Below are 14,858 nucleotides of genomic sequence, written 5' to 3' on the forward strand. Positions count from 1 at the left end.
GCCCCGATTGAACGAAACGGCCAGGCGTCAGCCGCGTTGCCAGCGCGCGATGGAGTCGTACGCCCCGAACTCCGGCATCGGCTCACGCAGCTCGGGGTGGTCGGCGGGGTCGAACGTCGCCTCGATGACCTCGGCGGTGGGCTGGCCCTTCGCCCGCACCTCGGTGCGCAGCAGGCCGTTCGGCCGCGTCCACGTCGACTCCTGGCTGGTGATGTCGCGCGGGCCCTCGAACTGGCGTCGACGGGTCTGCTCGAGCCACAGGCCGTCGCCGCCCGGGTCGGCGACGAATTTGTACTGCCCGGCCGGGCGGCGCTCCTCGTCGAGCAGGAAGACGTCGACGACCGGCGGCCGGAAGTTGAGGTCCAGCGCGACGACCGGCCGGCCGTCGTCCTCGAGGAGGACGGCGTAGCGCTCGCGCGCCTCGTGCCGCCGGCGGGCCTCGTCCTCGGTCAGGCTCTCTCCGAAACTGTGCGTGGAGCGGTTCCAGAGGTTGCCGTACGAGATGGCGTCGGTCATCAGGTGTAGACCCTTCCAGTGTCGTCCCGGATCTCGACACCCAGTCTGCGCGCCTCGGCCAGGATGTTCTCCGGTATCGGCGCATTCTGCACGGGGACGAGCAGGACGGGCCGGCCGTCCAGCGTCGCCCCGCGCATGGCCTCGGGGGTGGACGGGACGTCGGCGATCGGCGTCCCGGGCGGGTACTTGTTCCCGAGCGACCGGATCTCGGTGAGCGCGTGCTGCTCGGTGACCTCGGCGAGCTGGGTGGACTTGATCTCGATGATCTCATCGCCGTCGATGTAGCCGTCGACGATGTTGTACGGGTAGCTGTCGCGGTAGACGGGGTTGCCGGCCTCGTCGACCATCGGCCGGCCGGTCTCGGGGTCGATCGCCCGCTGCTGGACCCGTAGCTGGGTGGTGCCGCCCGCGCCCTCGATGACCGGCGTCTGGGCCCGCTCGAACTCGTTGCCGCGGATGATGTTGCGCAGCCACTCGGGCATCTCGCGCCGGTACACGCCGCCGACCGGCGCGCCGCTGGTGGCGATGCGGACGCCGGCGCCCGGGTTGGCGTTGACCACCCGGGCGCCGTCGAGCTGACGGCTGATGGCGGCGAGCTCGTCGGCGCTGAGCGCCCGGCGCACCCACTTGCCGCCGACCGCCGTCCAGCCGATGACGGGGATCACGCCGGCCGCGGACAGCCCGGCGTTGACGTAGTCGCCCTCGGCTGTGTACCAGGCCGCGTTGACGGCGTCGGCCGGCTCGCCCAGCAGCGGGATCAGGCCGACGACGTCGAGGATGGTGTGCCCGAGCCGGGAGAGCCAGTTGCGGTCGTACTCCGCCTGCGCCTCTTCCTGCTCGGTCGTGATGGTCTCGATCAGCTCGCCGGCATGGGCGGCGATGTCGGCGCTGACGGTGCTGCCGCCCTCGAACGGCGTCACCGCCGCCTGCAGAGCTGCCTGGAACCCGGCGCCGCCGTCGCTCTGCCAGCCGCGGCGCAAGCAGTACTCGAGGAACCCGGAGGTGTCGACCTCGACGCCCTCGATCTCGACGGTGCCGGTGGTGGAGTCGTCGAAGACCCACTGCGCGGCCTCGGGGTTCGTGCCCATCGCGGCCAGGACGCCGGCCAGCGGGTCGCCGAAGCTGTCGCCACCGGGCGCGACCAGCGGGATCTCGTTGCCCCACGCCTCACGGCCCATGAGCTGTTCGCCGCCGTAGAGCTGCTCCGCCGCGTAGAAGAGGAACGGCGTGCTGAACTGGCCGCGCGAGATCACCAGCGCGAGCGCCGAGGCCTGCCCGGGGAACGCGTCGTCGTCGAGGCCGGTGTACGGGGTGGCCACGGCCTCGACCCACCGGTCGCGGATGTCGTTGGGCAGGCGCAGGTCGGCGTCGGTGCGGGTGGCCAGGCCCAGGGCGCCGCCCAGCCCGGACAGCAGCGACTCGTACTGGGCGTCGACGTCCTCGTGGTCGACCAGCGGGTTGTCGACCGCGCGCTGCCGGTACGCCGACACCTCCGAGACCAGGATCGCGACGGCCTTGGGGTCGGTCGTGCGGGCCAGCTCCTGAGCGAAGTACGGGTCGGTGGAGTTGGCCTCCAGCAGGTCCAGCAGCTCCTGCGGGATGCCGTACTGGTCGAGGACCTCGTCGGAGACGGTGGGGTCGAGGCCGTTCTCCTCGATCAGCTCGGCGGCGCGGCGCGCGGCCTCGCGCGCCTCCTCGGGCGTGAGGGTCGAGAGCAGGCTCTCGTCGATGGTGACGATGAACTGCTGGCCGGGCGTCTGCGCCTCGATGGCTTCGGCCATGGCCAGCCGCCGGCGCACGCCGGGCAGCTGGTCGGCGACCCAGGTGTCGACGCCGTCGAGCCGGCTCACCGACGACGTGTCGAGGTCGACGCCCTCGAGGACGCCGGACATGGAGGTCTTGCTCTGCCCGACGGTGCTGCTGGCGGTCTCCATGGCGGAGACGAGCGAGGACATCTGCGCGATGTCGATGGATGCGGTGGCCATCAGGGCGTCCAGCGTCCGTCGGGGGAGTCGGGCGGGACCATCTCGGGCCGGCCGCGGATCGCGTCGTCGACCTCGGCCACGGCCTCGTCGGCGGTGGTGTCGAGCGCGGTGTTCTGCTGGCCGAGCGCGGTGTAGAACTCGTCGGCCGTGGTGCTGACCCACGCGCCGTTGTCCATCGCGGTCTTGACGTCCTTCAGGTGGTCGCGCATGTGCCCGGCGAGGCGGTCGGCGTCGATGCGGGCGTCGCGCAACGCCGCGAGATACGGGTTGGGTATGTCGTCGGACATCGCTCTCCGTTCTCGCGTGACTACGGCTGGCGGTACAGCCAGGTCGCGCTGGAGCGCAGCGTCGCCTGCAGGGCCAGCAGCAGGTCGGAGCGTACGGCGGGCATCGGCCGGACGGTGCTGGCGACGTTCTGCGCCGGCGTGCCCTGGACGCCCAGCAGCAGCTGCAGGTGCAGCGCCCGCAGGTAGTCGAGGGTGTTCTCGCGAGCGGCGGCACGCGACGACGGCGGGCGGGCGTCGTCGCGCCAGGCCTTGGCCAGCCGGTCCAGCCAGCCCTCCAGCGGCTCGATGGTGACGAGGTCGCGGTGCAGCACCGACATCGTCGCGTACGCCAGCCGCAGCTCCTCGCCGGCGGAGAAGCGGTGCCGGGTCGGCGTGGTCAGCCGCTCGGCCACGACGTCGAGCAGGACGCGCAGCTCGTCGGCGCCCAGGTGCCGCGACGCGCTCAGCGCACCGAGCACGTCGGCGCCGTGCACGACGGCGTTGGCCCAGCCCTGGCTGGGCGTCCAGCCGCGCAGGTCGCGCTCGCCGAGGATCCAGCCGACCGCTTGGTCGGCCCAGGTGAGCACCGCGGCGGGGTGCAGCCCGTGGGTGACGTTGTCGCGGGCGATGACCTCGGCCAGGACGCTCGCCGAGAAGGAGCGGCGCAGGACGGAGTCGGTGCCCTCCTCGCCGAGGCCCTTCTTCAGCCCGAGCGCCAGCCCGTCGCCGAGCCCGATGAGCAGATCGTCGTAGACGCCTTCGCGGATCCAGGTCTGCAGGACCGACCGGGCGATGTCCTCGCGCACGTGCGGGTCGGTGTCGCCGAGCATGGTGACCAGCTCGATCGTGAGCTCGTCGAGGGCAGCACCCTGGGGTAGCCGGAAGCCGTCGGCGACGACCTGCTCCCAGTAGGACTGCTGCACGGAGCAATCCTCGCAGAACCACCTCCGTGGAGGGAAGCGACGTGACGAGAGCTACGCTCGGTGACGTGCCGTCGCTCAACGACGTTGTCCAGCGTCACACCGATCTCTCCGAGGCCGACCTCGACTGGTTGCATGCCCTCATCGCCGACTGGCAGCTGCTGGCCGACCTCTCCTTCGCCGACCTCGTGCTCTGGGTGCCCGACCGCGACGGCGAGGGCTACCGGGCCGTGGCCCAGATGCGCCCGACCACCGGCCCGACGGCCTACGTCGAGGACCTGGTCGGTACGTACCTCGTGAAGGGCCGGCGTCCGCTCATCGACACCGCCTACACCGAGGGCGTCATCCGCCGCGAGGGCGACCCCGAGTGGTGGGACGACGTCCCGGTGCGGGTCGAGGCCATCCCGGTGCGCCACGACGGCCGGGTGATCGCCGTCATCGGCCGGCACACCAACCTCATCGCGGTCCGCACGCCCAGCCGCCTGGAGCTGTCCTACCTCGAGTGCGGCAGCCAGCTGGCCACGCTGATCACCGAGGGCCGCTTCCCGCACACCACGCGCACCGACATGGGCCGGCGCGGAGCCCCCCGGGTCGGCGATGGCCTGGTCCGCATGGACGCCGACGGCCTCGCGCTCTACGCCAGCCCCAACGCCGTCTCCGTCTACCGGCGGCTCGGGCTCGCCGCGGACCTCGTCGGCCAGCACCTGGGCAAGGCCACCGCAGCCCTGGCGCCGCCGCCGGGTGCGCGCGACGAGCCGCTGGAGGACGTGCTGGGCGGCAGGCAGCACATCCGCACCGAGATCGAGGGCAACGGCACGGTCATGACGTTGCGGATCATCCCGCTCGACCCGGGCGGTCAGCACGTCGGCGCGCTGGCGCTGTGCCGCGACGTCACGGAGGTGCGGCGGCGCGAGCGGGAGCTGCTGACCAAGGACGCGACCATCCGCGAGATCCACCACCGGGTCAAGAACAACCTGCAGACGGTGGCGGCGCTGCTGCGGCTGCAGTCGCGGCGCATCGCGTCGGCCGAGGGCCGGGCGGCGCTGGACGAGGCGGTCCGCCGGGTCGGCTCCATCGCGATCGTGCACGAGACCCTGTCGCAGACCGTCGACGACACCGTCGCGTTCGACGACGTCGCCGACCGGCTGCTGGGCATGGTCGCCGAGGTGGCCGCTACGACGTCCGACGTGCGGGCCACGCGGTCGGGGACGTTCGGCATCCTGGCCGCCGAGACGGCGACGCCGCTGGCCATGACGCTCACCGAGGTGCTGCAGAACGCCGTCGAGCACGGCCTCGGCCGCCGCGGCGGCGCGGTGCTGCTGACGGCGGAGCGGTCGGACGGGCGGCTGCTGCTGACGGTCGAGGACGACGGCGTCGGCCTGCCGCCCGGCTTCGACGCGACGACCACCGGGAACCTGGGGCTGCAGATCGTCCGGAGCCTGGTGGTCGGGGAGCTGAGCGGGACGCTGGAGATCGGGCCGCGGACCGGCGGCGGCACCCGGGTGGTGCTGGACCTCCCGGTCAAGGCCGACTCGCCGCGCTGACCAGGGCGCGCTGGCGGGGCGGCGCGAGCCGGGTCCGGACATACCGACGCCCCGCCATTCCGGGGTTCTGGCGGGGCGTAGCGTTTCAGCGCAGGTGCCGGGTGGGTTCCGGCGTCAGTAGGCTCGGGCGCGGGCTCGGGCGTTGCGGCGCTTGAGGGCGCGGCGCTCGTCCTCGGACAGCCCACCCCACACGCCGGCGTCCTGACCGCTCTCGAGTGCCCAGCTCAGGCAGGACTCGCGGACGTCGCAACGGCGGCAGACGGTCTTGGCCTCCTCGATCTGGAGCAGCGCGGGCCCGGTGTTCCCGATCGGGAAGAACAGCTCTGGGTCCTCGTCGCGACAGGCGGCACGGTGGCGCCAATCCATGGTTCTCACAGCTCCTTATGGTGTCGTGCCGGACGGCTCGGCCGTCCAGCCACGTTGCAGTACGTGAATTCGTTCACGAATCCCTGCCCGGCCCTGTGGCTCCGTGGGGCCGAGGGGGATGACGCGAAGTCTTGCGGCGATCTACTGCGCGCTCGTGGCGCGCGGGTGACCGCGTCGCCCTACCAGGGTGACAAGTTCGTGATGCATCTACAAGGGCTTTGTGTAATCCGTCTCATGAAGGTCGGTGTAGCGTCGGTCACAGCATCGGTTCAAAACAGCCAAGATGGGACCATAACCGGCACCTCTAGCCCTGGCAAGGGTCCTGCGCACCTGCATCTGGCAGGTTCGACCTGCTCGCCGGCTTCGGATCGACGGAGTTCCGCTCAGTAGGCGATGCGCACCGCTCGCGGCACCGACGTCAGCGTGACCTCGGTCCGCTCGCCGATGTAGTCGCCGTCGACCTGCACCGGCAGCGGCTCGGGCGCGCGCAGCACGATCTCCTTGCGGTCGTGCAACGACACGACGGCCCGCCCGCGCGGCCCGCGCCGCGTCGTCAGCTGGGCCAGGTGCACCAGTGTCGGCGCCAGCCGCAGGCTGGTCAGCCCGAACACGTCGAGACCGGCGTTGAGGTCGGAGAACGGCGTCGGGCGCAGCGGCCGGGCGCCGAGATATGTCCACGGCGTGCAGTTGGTGACGATGACGACCGCCAGCTCACGCACCGGCAGCCCGCCGTCGGCGGTGAGCTCGATGACGCCGTGCCGCCGCTCGGGCTGGGCGAAGAACCGGCGGATGGCGGTGCGGACGTACAACTGGACGGTGGACACCCGGCCGCGTTCGCGCTCGGCCTCGACGGCCTTGATGACGTCGGCGTCGAGCCCGAACCCCGCGGTGAAGGTGAAGTAGCGGTCGTCGAGCCGGCCCAGGCCGATGCTCTGCCGCCGGCCGGTACGCAGCGCGTCCAGCAGCAGTCCGGTCGCCTCGATGGCGTTCTCGGGGATGCCGAGGTTGCGGGCCAGCACGTTGGTGCTGCCGCCCGGGATGATCGCGACGTCGGGGATGGTCTCGCCGGCGGCCGGCGCGGGGTCGAGCAGGCCGTTGACGACCTCGTTCACCGTGCCGTCGCCGCCGACCGACACGACCAGGCCGACGCCGTCGGCGCGGGCCTTCCTGGTCAGCTCCGTGGCGTGGCCCCGGTGGGTGGTCTCGGCGACCTGGATGTCGAGGTCGTTGCTCAGCGCCGAGAGCAGCACGTCGCGCGTGCGTAGGGACGTCGTCGTGGCGTTCGGGTTCAGGACGACGAGGGCGCGCATGGTTGACAGCCTACGGTCCGCGGTTCCGCCGCCGGTCAGCGGAACATGCCCTCGCGCAGTTGGATCAAGGTGCGCGCCAGCAGCCGGGACACGTGCATCTGCGAGATGCCGATCTCGCCGGCGATCTGCGACTGCGTCATGCCGCGGAAGAACCGCAGCACGATGATGCGCCGTTCGCGGTCGGGCAGGCCGTCGAGCATGCGGGCCAGCGTCTCGCGGTTCTCGACGCCCTCGAGCGCCTCGTCGTCCTTGCCGATGGTCTCGATGGTGCTGGGCGCGTTGTCGCCCGGCTCAGGGGAGTCGAGCGAGACGGTGCTGTAGGCGGCCGCCGTCTCCAGCGCCTCGAGCACCTCGTCCTCGGTGGTGCGGGTGGCCTGGGCCAGCTCGGCGATGGTCGGCGACCGGCCCAGCTGCTGCAACAGCTCCGTCGTGGCCGTGCTGATGGACAGCCGCAGCTCCTGTAGCCGCCGGGGCACCCGGATGGCCCAGCCCTTGTCGCGGAACCAGCGCTTGATCTCGCCGAGGATGGTCGGGGTGGCGTACGTCGAGAACTCGGCGCCGCGGCCGGGGTCGTAGCGGTCGATCGCCTTGATCAGCCCGATGGTGGCGACCTGGACGAGGTCCTCGTACGGCTCGCCGCGGCCGGCGAACCGGCGGGCCAGGTGCTCGGCCAGCGGCAGGTGCAGGGTCGCCAGCCGGTTGCGGACCTCGGCCCGCTCGGGGTCGTCGGCGTCGAGGCGGGACAGCCGCTCGAGCAGCGCCCGGCTGGTGACGCGGTCGACGGTGCCGCGCTGGGTCTCACCCTCGGGGGTGTCGGACTCGAGCGGCCCGACCGCCACCACCGGCCGGACGACGTCGACGACCGGACCGGCGGGCTCGTCCGTGGCCTCGCTGGTCAGCCGCGCCTCGGCAGCTCCCACCGCCTGTCTCAACCTCGCTTCTTGCGCAGCATGATGGACACCCGGCCGTCCTCGGCCCGCGAGGCCACCTCGCCGGCCAGCGCGGACAGGACCGTCCACGCGAAGCTGTCGCGGCTGGGGAGGTCGGTCTGCGCGGCCGGTACGGACACCACCACGTCGAGGATGTCGGTGTGCAGCTGGAAGCTGCAGTGCATGTTCGAGCCGGGGACGGCGAGCGGGAGCAGCATGGCGCCGGCCTCGTCGACCGCGATGCGCAGGTCCTCGATCTCGTCGAGCGTGAACCCGAGCCTCGCGGCCAGCCGGGCGGCGGTGGTCCGCAGCACAGTGAGGTAAGCGCTGGACGCCGGTACCTGCAGCTCCACCAGGTCACCGAACGACGAACCGGACTCGCTCACCAAACCTCCTCGTGTGTCTTGCTCCCCCGACCAGAGTGTCACACCCCGGCCACGTACGCCCCGACGCATCCTGCCATCCGAGCCGGTCGGCGTGAACCGGTGCGGCCGGATCAACTCGTTGGGCTCGGGGATGTTCGCCGCCTACGCCAGCCGTCGCCACGTTCCCTCGGAGACGATGTCGACGGCCTCGTGGACGACGATCGCGTCCAGCGACGGCAGCAGGTCCGCCACCCGAGTTGGCGGATGGTCCGCCTCACAGACTCGCTCATTTAGGCTCGGGGGATGTTCGCCGCCTACGCCTCGACGATGGACGCCGACGACCCGCTCGCCGGACTGACCCTGGGCGACCGGCCGGAGCCATCGGTCCCCGACGGCTGGACGACGGTGACGGTGCGGGCGGCCGCGCTCAACCGTCACGACCTGTGGTCCCTGCGCGGCGTGGGCCTCGACGCGAGCCGGCTGCCGATGATCCTCGGCTGCGACGCCGCGGGCGTCACCGAGGACGGCCGTGAGGTGGTCGTCCACGCCGTCGTCTCCGACCCCGAGTGGCGCGACGACGAGACGCTCGACCCGAAGCGCACGCTGCTGTCCGAGCTGCACCCGGGCACGTTCGCCGAGCGGGTCGCGGTGCCGTCGCGGAACCTGGTGCCCAAGCCGGCGGCGCTGTCGTTCGAGGAGGCCGCCTGCCTGCCGACCGCCTGGCTGACGGCGTACCGCATGCTGTTCACGCAGGCGCGGGTCACGCCCGGGCAGACGGTGCTGGTGCAGGGCGCCGGCGGCGGGGTGTCGACGGCGCTGGTGGCGCTGGGCGCGGCGGCCGGCGCGCGGGTCTGGGTGACGTCGCGCGATCCGGAGAAGGCGGCCCGGGTGCTCGACCTCGGCGCCGACCAGCTCTTCGAGAGCGGCGCGCGGCTGCCGGCCCGGGTCGACGCCGTCATGGAGACGGTGGGCGCGGCGACGTGGAAGCACTCGGTGCGGTGCCTGCGGCCGGGCGGGACGCTCGTCGTCTCCGGCGCGACGTCGGGATACGTGGCCGAGACCGAGCTGAACCGGGTGTTCTTCCTGCAGCTGCGGCTACTGGGCTCGACGATGGGCACACGCGACGAACTGGTCCGGCTGCTGGCGTTCTGCGAGCGGACCGGGCTGCGGCCGGTCGTCGACCGCGTCCTACCGCTGGCGGACGCCCGCGAAGGCTTCGCGGCCCTCGACAACGGCGACGTCTTCGGCAAGGTCGTCCTCACCCCCTGATCGACCCCCAAGCCCAAGTTGATCTTGGAGTAGTTCGGCAATTGCGGGGTGAAATGTCCGGTAGTTACCCGAACAACTCCAAGATCAACTTGGGGGCGGGGTCAGGTGACGTGGCGGAGGTAGCGGGCGGGGGCGTCGAGGAAGGCGCGCCAGTGGCGGACGAGGTCGAGGTCGGCCCAGGCCGTCTCGCGCAGGCCCCACTCGCCGACCTCGAGGACGGTGGCGCCGGGCAGCGAGGCGACCAGCGGTGAGTGGGTCGCCACCAGCGCCCCGCGCCACAGCTCGGACTCGCTGACGCGGGTGGAGTGCTGGGCCCCGGTCGAGCCGCCCTCGGGCGAGAACCCGTACGCCAGCGCGACCCCCTCGACCAGTGTCGACTTGCCGCTGCCGTTCTCGCCGACGAGCACGGTGAGCGGCGGGAGGTCGAGGCCGCCGGACACCAGCTGGCGCACCGGCGGCAGCGTCCACGGCCAGCGATCGAGGTCGAGCGGCGGGTCGGCTGTCGGGTCGAACTCCACCCGGCGCACCGGCCGCCGGTCGAGCAGGTTCACCGGGCGCTCACGACGTGGCGCGGGGCGCCCGGCGGTCCTTCACCGGCGTCAGCGGCGCCTCGACGCCCAGCCAGGGGTACCAGCCGCCGTTGAGGACGAGATAGGCGAGCAGGCCGTAGCCGGTCTGGTCGGGGTGCAGGCCGTCGTCGGCGCGGGCGGTCCGCCAGGCGTCCTTCGCGCTCAGCGGGCCGAACGTGGCGATGTACGGGACGTCGCGGCGCTCGCACAGGTCGGCCCAGGCGGCGTCCAGCTCGCCGATGCGCGCCACCATCGCGTCGTCGCCGACCGGCGGCGGCCCGACCACCAGCGCCGGCACGCTGAGCGACGAGAGCCCGAACTCCAGCGCCGCCACCGACCGCGCCACGGCGACGCCGCGGTGGGCGTCGGCCACGCCGGGCGCCAGCACGACGCGGTGCTCGTCGCCGCGGGCGAAGCGGGGCGCGGACTCCATCGGCATCCGCACGACCACCTCCTCGGTGGCCTCGCCGCGCACCCCCAGCGGGTACGCCGTCAGCTCGACACCGGTGGACGGCGGCGTGCGGGCGGCCACCCGGCCGACCCAGCCGAGCGACTTCGGGTCACCGACGCCGGCGACGAAGGAGTCGCCGAAGACGCAGACCCGGACGTCTCGGCGGCCGGCCATTCAGCCGCCCCCGCCGACAGCGGCGTCGTCGTCGGCCTCGTCGTCGGCGCGGGCCAGCCAGGTGGCCAGCCGCTCGACGGCGGTCTCGAACTCGGGGTTCTGGTCGACGAAGTCGCGCAGCCGCTCGGACAGCCAGCCCAGGGTGACCTGTTCGTCACCCCGGCGCTCGTCCAGCTCCTCGATGCCGCGGTCGGTGAAGTACATCCTCGAGCTCCCGGCGAGATGGGTCGGGCGATCAGGCGAAGGCGCCGTCGTGCAGGGCCTTCTGCTGGTCGAGGTGGACGCTGTGGTTGCCCACCGCGGGGGACGTGCTGGCCGGCCGGGTGACCGGCTGGAAGACGATGCCGTCGGGCAGCCGCGGCGCGAGATGCAGCGCCATGAACGGCCACGGGCCCATGTTCTCGGGCTCGTCCTGCACCCAGCGGATCTCGCGCACGTTGGGGTACTTGGCCACCTCGGCCGCGATCTCGCGCGCCGGCAGCGGGTAGAGCTGTTCGACCGGGAGGATCGCGGTGTGGTCGTCGGAGCGCTTTCCGCGCTCGGCCAGCAGCTCCCAGGTGATCTTTCCGCTGCACAGCAGCACGCGGTCGACCTTCGCGGCGTCGAGCGGCTCGGGGTCGGGCAGCACCGGCCGGAACGTCGTGGTGCCGGTGAGGTCGTCGGGCACGGACACCGCCCGCTTGTTGCGCAGCATGGACTTCGGCGTGAAGACGATCAGCGGGCGGTGGCTGCCGCCCAGCGCCTGCGAGCGCAGCAGGTGGAAGTACGACGCCGGGCTGGACGGCTGCGCCACCCGGAACGCCTCCTCGGCGCCCATGAGCAGGAACCGCTCCATGCGCGCCGACGAGTGGTCGGCGCCCTGGCCCTCGTAGCCGTGCGGGAGCAGCAGCACGACTCCGGAATACTGGCCCCACTTGGCCTCGCCGGCGCTGATGAACTCGTCGATGATCGTCTGCGCGCCGTTGACGAAGTCGCCGAACTGCGCCTCCCAGAGCACCAGCGACTCGGGCCGGGCGACGGAGTAGCCGTACTCGAAGCCCATGGCCGCGAACTCGGACAGCAGGGAGTCGTAGGCGTAGAACTTCGCCTGCGTGTCGTCGAGGTGCTGCAGCGGGAGGTACGACTCGCCGGTCTTGCGGTCGACGAGCGACGCGAACCGCTGGACGAACGTGCCGCGGCGGGAGTCCTGGCCGGCCAGCCGCACCGGGCGGCCGTCGAGCAGCAGCGCCCCGAACGCGGTGATCTCGGCCGTGGCCCAGTCGATGCCGCCCTCGGTGAGCGCCTGCGCCCGGCGCTGCACCTGCGGCAGCACCTTCGGGTGGACGGTGAAGCCGTCGGGCACCGTGAGGTAGGCGTCGGCCACCCGCTTGAGGACCTCGGGCGTCGTGGCCGTGACGACCTCGCCCTCGGGCGCCGGCTTGTCGGGGTAGCTCGGGACCGTGGTGACGCTGGTGGGCGCGGTCTGCCGGGTCTCGGCGAACACCCGCTCGAGCTGCTTCTGGTAGTCGAGCAGGACCTGCTCGGCCTCTTCGATGGTGATGTCGCCGCGGCCGATCAGCGCCTCGGTGTACAGCTTGCGCACCGGCCGCTTGGCCTCGATGAGGTCGTACATGAGCGGCTGGGTGTAGCTGGGGTCGTCGCCCTCGTTGTGGCCGCGCCGGCGGTAGCAGACCATGTCGATGACGACGTCCTTCTTGAACGCCTGCCGGAACTCGAAGGCCAGCCGGGCCACCCGCGTGCACGCCTCGGGGTCGTCGCCGTTGACGTGGAAGATCGGCGCCTGCACCATGCGCGCGACGTCGGTGGAGTACATCGACGAGCGCGACTGGTCGGGCGAGGTGGTGTAGCCGACCTGGTTGTTGACGACGACGTGGACGGTGCCGCCGGTGCGGTAGCCGCGCAGCTGCGAGAGGTTCAGCGTCTCGGCGACCACGCCCTGGCCGGCGAACGCGGCGTCGCCGTGCACCAGGATCGGCAGCACCGGGAACTCCTCGCCGCGGTCGAGGATGTCCTGCTTGGCCCGCGCGATGCCCTCGAGCACCGGGTTGACCGCCTCGAGGTGGCTCGGGTTGGCCGTCAGCGACACCTTGATCTTCGAGCCGTCGAGCGCGGTGAACTCGCCGTCGGCGCCCAGGTGGTACTTGACGTCGCCGGAGCCCTGGACGGTGCGGGGGTCGATGTTGCCCTGGAACTCGCCGAAGATCTGCGCGTAGCTCTTGCCGACGATGTTCGCCAGCACGTTGAGCCGGCCGCGGTGGGCCATGCCGATGCAGGCCTCGAGCAGCCCGGCCTCGGCGGCGGCCTCGACCACCTCGTCGAGCACCGGGATGAGCGACTCGCCGCCCTCGAGCGAGAACCGCTTCTGCCCGACGTACTTGGTCTGCAGGAAGGTCTCGAACGCCTCGGCCTGGTTGAGCTTGAGCAGGATGCGCAGCTGGTCCTCGCGGGCGGTGAGGTCGACCGGCTTCTCGACCCGCTCCTGGATCCAGCGCCGCTGCTCGGGCTCCTGGATGTGCATGTACTCGATGCCGACGGTGCGGCAGTAGGCGTTGCGCAGCACGCCGAGGATGTCGCGCAGCAGCATGAACCGCTTGCTGCCACCGAACGAGCCGGTGGCGAACTCGCGGTCGAGGTCCCACAGGGTGAGGCCGTGGGTGCTGACGTCGAGGTCGGGGTGGGTGCGCTGCTTGTACTCCAGCGGGTCGGTGTCGGCCATGAGGTGGCCGCGCACGCGGTAGGCGTGGATCAGCTCCAGCACCCGGGCCTGCTTGCTGACCTCGTCCTCGTGGCTGTGCGGGACGTCGGTGGCCCAGCGGATCGGCTCGTACGGGATGCGCAGCGCGCGGAAGATCTCGTCGTAGAAGCCGTCCTGGCCCAGCAGCAGCCCGTGCACGATGCGCAGGAAGTCGCCGCTCTGGGCGCCCTGGATGATGCGGTGGTCGTAGGTGCTGGTGAGCGTCATGGTCTTGGAGACGCCCAGCCGGGCCACCGTCTCGGGCGCCGCGCCCTGGTACTCGGCGGGGTACTCCATGGCGCCGACGCCGATGATGGTGCCCTGGCCCTTCATCAGCCGCGGCACCGAGTGGACCGTGCCGATGGTGCCGGGGTTGGTCAGCGTGATGGTGGTGCCCTGGAAGTCGGCGACCGTCAGCTTGTTGTCGCGCGCCCGGCGGACGACGTCCTCGTACGCGGCCCAGAACTCGGCGAAGGTCATGCCCTCGGCGCGCTTGATGCTGGGGACCAGCAGCTGCCGGGTGCCGTCGGACTTCTTGGTGTCGATGGCCAGGCCGAGGTTGACGTGTCGCGGCTTGGCCAGCGCGGGCTTGCCGTCGATGTCGGCGTAGGCCTGGTTCATGTCGGGCATCTGGTGCAGAGCTTTGACCAGCGCGAACCCGATGACGTGCGTGAACGACACCTTGCCGCCGCGGGACCGGGCGAGGTGGTTGTTGATGACGATGCGGTTGTCGACCAGCAGCTTGGCCGGGACGGCCCGCACGCTGGTGGCCGTCGGGACCTCGAGGCTGGTCTCCATGTTGGTAACCGTGCGGGCCGGCGCGCCGCGCAGCGGGACGATCTCGGGCTGGTCGGCCGACGTGTCCTGCGGCTGGGCGGGCGCGGGCTTGGCCGCGGCCTTGGTGGTGGTCGCGGTGGCGGCCTTGGTGCTGGTCGGGGTGCTGGCCGGGGCCGGGGCGGCCTGCTTCGCCGCGGGCTGCGCCGGCGCGGCGGCGGGCGTGGAAGTCACGGTGGTCCTCGCGGGGGACGTGGCAGTGGCGGTCGGTGCGGAGGCGGGCTTCGTGGCGGTGGCGGTACCCGGCGGCGCGGTGGGAGCGGCGCCGGCGGCCTTGCGCTCGGCGAAATACTCCGCCCACTGGGGGTCGACACTGGAGGGGTCCTCGAGCCAGCTCTCGTAGAACTCCTCGACGAGCCACTCGTTCGGTCCGAATCCCGATTCCGGGCCGGTAGGGGCCACTGTCGCGTTCGCCTTCTTCCGTTCGAATCTGCGCGGCTGCTCTGGTACAGATTAGTCGCGCTCCCCGACTCCGCGCATCGGCGCCATCGTGGCCTAGATCACGCGGTGGCTCAAGTCGACATCCGGTCCGCCCGCCGCGGCGGGTCGGGGGCATCCCTGACCGGTCCCGGAGATGCGCGAGCGGGCCTTCTGCCCGCGTCAGCGCGGCCGTTACGCTGGCGGCG

Annotated in this window: 14 protein-coding genes; 2 read left to right on the top strand and 12 right to left on the bottom strand. The window is 72.0% G+C overall.

The annotated features are described in order from the left end of the window. Nucleotides 1-27: 27 nt before the first annotated feature. From BLV05_RS13325 to BLV05_RS13340, 4 genes are read right to left on the bottom strand one after another with little or no spacing between them, the layout of a single operon-like run. Complete coding sequence (locus BLV05_RS13325) at nt 28-516, bottom strand: hypothetical protein (RefSeq protein WP_046771288.1); 489 nt, start codon at nt 514-516, stop codon at nt 28-30. Beyond that, nucleotides 516-2,501 carry a DUF6571 family protein gene (locus BLV05_RS13330; RefSeq protein WP_052762896.1) on the bottom strand — a complete coding sequence of 662 codons (1,986 nt, stop codon included), beginning with the start codon at nt 2,499-2,501 and terminating at the stop codon, nt 516-518. The genes BLV05_RS13325 and BLV05_RS13330 overlap by 1 nt, the downstream gene beginning before the upstream one ends. Next, entirely contained in the window at nt 2,501-2,788 is a 288-nt protein-coding gene (locus tag BLV05_RS13335) for a hypothetical protein (protein WP_046771289.1), read from the bottom strand. Before BLV05_RS13335 ends, BLV05_RS13330 begins: the two co-directional genes overlap by 1 nt. Nucleotides 2,789-2,808: 20 nt before the next feature. Then, nucleotides 2,809-3,690 (bottom strand): DUF2785 domain-containing protein, encoded by an 882-nt coding sequence (locus BLV05_RS13340; protein ID WP_046771290.1) that lies wholly within the window; start codon nt 3,688-3,690, stop codon nt 2,809-2,811. Nucleotides 3,691-3,755: 65 nt separating this feature from the next. Between BLV05_RS13340 and BLV05_RS13345 the strand changes: the two genes are divergently transcribed. Beyond that, entirely contained in the window at nt 3,756-5,231 is a 1,476-nt protein-coding gene (locus BLV05_RS13345; protein ID WP_046771291.1) for a sensor histidine kinase, read from the top strand. 114 nt (nt 5,232-5,345) lie between these two features. Here the strand turns inward: BLV05_RS13345 and BLV05_RS13350 are convergent, their stop codons facing one another. The 4 genes from BLV05_RS13350 to BLV05_RS13365 form a co-directional block, all read right to left on the bottom strand. Next, nucleotides 5,346-5,597 carry a WhiB family transcriptional regulator gene (locus BLV05_RS13350; RefSeq protein WP_026875155.1) on the bottom strand — a complete coding sequence of 84 codons (252 nt, stop codon included), beginning with the start codon at nt 5,595-5,597 and terminating at the stop codon, nt 5,346-5,348. Nucleotides 5,598-5,980: 383 nt separating this feature from the next. Next, nucleotides 5,981-6,907, bottom strand: a complete 927-nt coding sequence (locus BLV05_RS13355) for a diacylglycerol/lipid kinase family protein (protein WP_046771292.1) — start codon at nt 6,905-6,907, stop codon at nt 5,981-5,983. Nucleotides 6,908-6,942: 35 nt separating this feature from the next. Then, complete coding sequence (locus tag BLV05_RS13360; RefSeq protein ID WP_063932618.1) at nt 6,943-7,926, bottom strand: RNA polymerase sigma factor SigF; 984 nt, start codon at nt 7,924-7,926, stop codon at nt 6,943-6,945. After that, nucleotides 7,836-8,225, bottom strand: coding sequence for an ATP-binding protein (locus tag BLV05_RS13365; protein WP_046771294.1), 390 nt, complete (start codon nt 8,223-8,225; stop codon nt 7,836-7,838). The genes BLV05_RS13360 and BLV05_RS13365 overlap by 91 nt, the downstream gene beginning before the upstream one ends. A 279-nt stretch (nt 8,226-8,504) precedes the next feature. On the opposite strand from BLV05_RS13365, the gene BLV05_RS13370 reads away from it, so the two are divergent. Then, nucleotides 8,505-9,470 carry a zinc-binding dehydrogenase gene (locus tag BLV05_RS13370; RefSeq protein WP_046771295.1) on the top strand — a complete coding sequence of 322 codons (966 nt, stop codon included), beginning with the start codon at nt 8,505-8,507 and terminating at the stop codon, nt 9,468-9,470. Between the two features lie 101 nt (nt 9,471-9,571). On the opposite strand, the gene BLV05_RS13375 is transcribed toward BLV05_RS13370, so the two are convergent. Genes BLV05_RS13375 through BLV05_RS13390 form a run of 4 tightly spaced genes read right to left on the bottom strand, consistent with a single transcriptional unit; the run spans nt 9,572 to nt 14,634 of the window. Beyond that, nucleotides 9,572-10,021: an AAA family ATPase gene (locus BLV05_RS13375; RefSeq protein ID WP_052762897.1), complete on the bottom strand. Its 450-nt coding sequence runs from the start codon at nt 10,019-10,021 to the stop codon at nt 9,572-9,574. 7 nt (nt 10,022-10,028) lie between these two features. After that, the gene (locus tag BLV05_RS13380) at nt 10,029-10,664 is read right to left on the bottom strand and encodes a GDSL-type esterase/lipase family protein (RefSeq protein WP_046771296.1); all 636 of its coding nucleotides are present in this window, start codon (nt 10,662-10,664) and stop codon (nt 10,029-10,031) included. After that, a complete protein-coding gene (locus BLV05_RS13385) occupies nt 10,665-10,868 on the bottom strand; it encodes a DUF6104 family protein (RefSeq protein WP_046771297.1) in 204 nt (67 codons plus the stop codon). It lies immediately after the preceding gene. Nucleotides 10,869-10,899: 31 nt separating this feature from the next. Further along, nucleotides 10,900-14,634 (bottom strand): multifunctional oxoglutarate decarboxylase/oxoglutarate dehydrogenase thiamine pyrophosphate-binding subunit/dihydrolipoyllysine-residue succinyltransferase subunit, encoded by a 3,735-nt coding sequence (locus BLV05_RS13390; protein ID WP_046771298.1) that lies wholly within the window; start codon nt 14,632-14,634, stop codon nt 10,900-10,902. Nucleotides 14,635-14,858 lie beyond the last annotated feature (224 nt).

It is taken from the genome of Jiangella alkaliphila (assembly GCF_900105925.1).
GTDB classification, from domain to species: domain Bacteria; phylum Actinomycetota; class Actinomycetes; order Jiangellales; family Jiangellaceae; genus Jiangella; species Jiangella alkaliphila.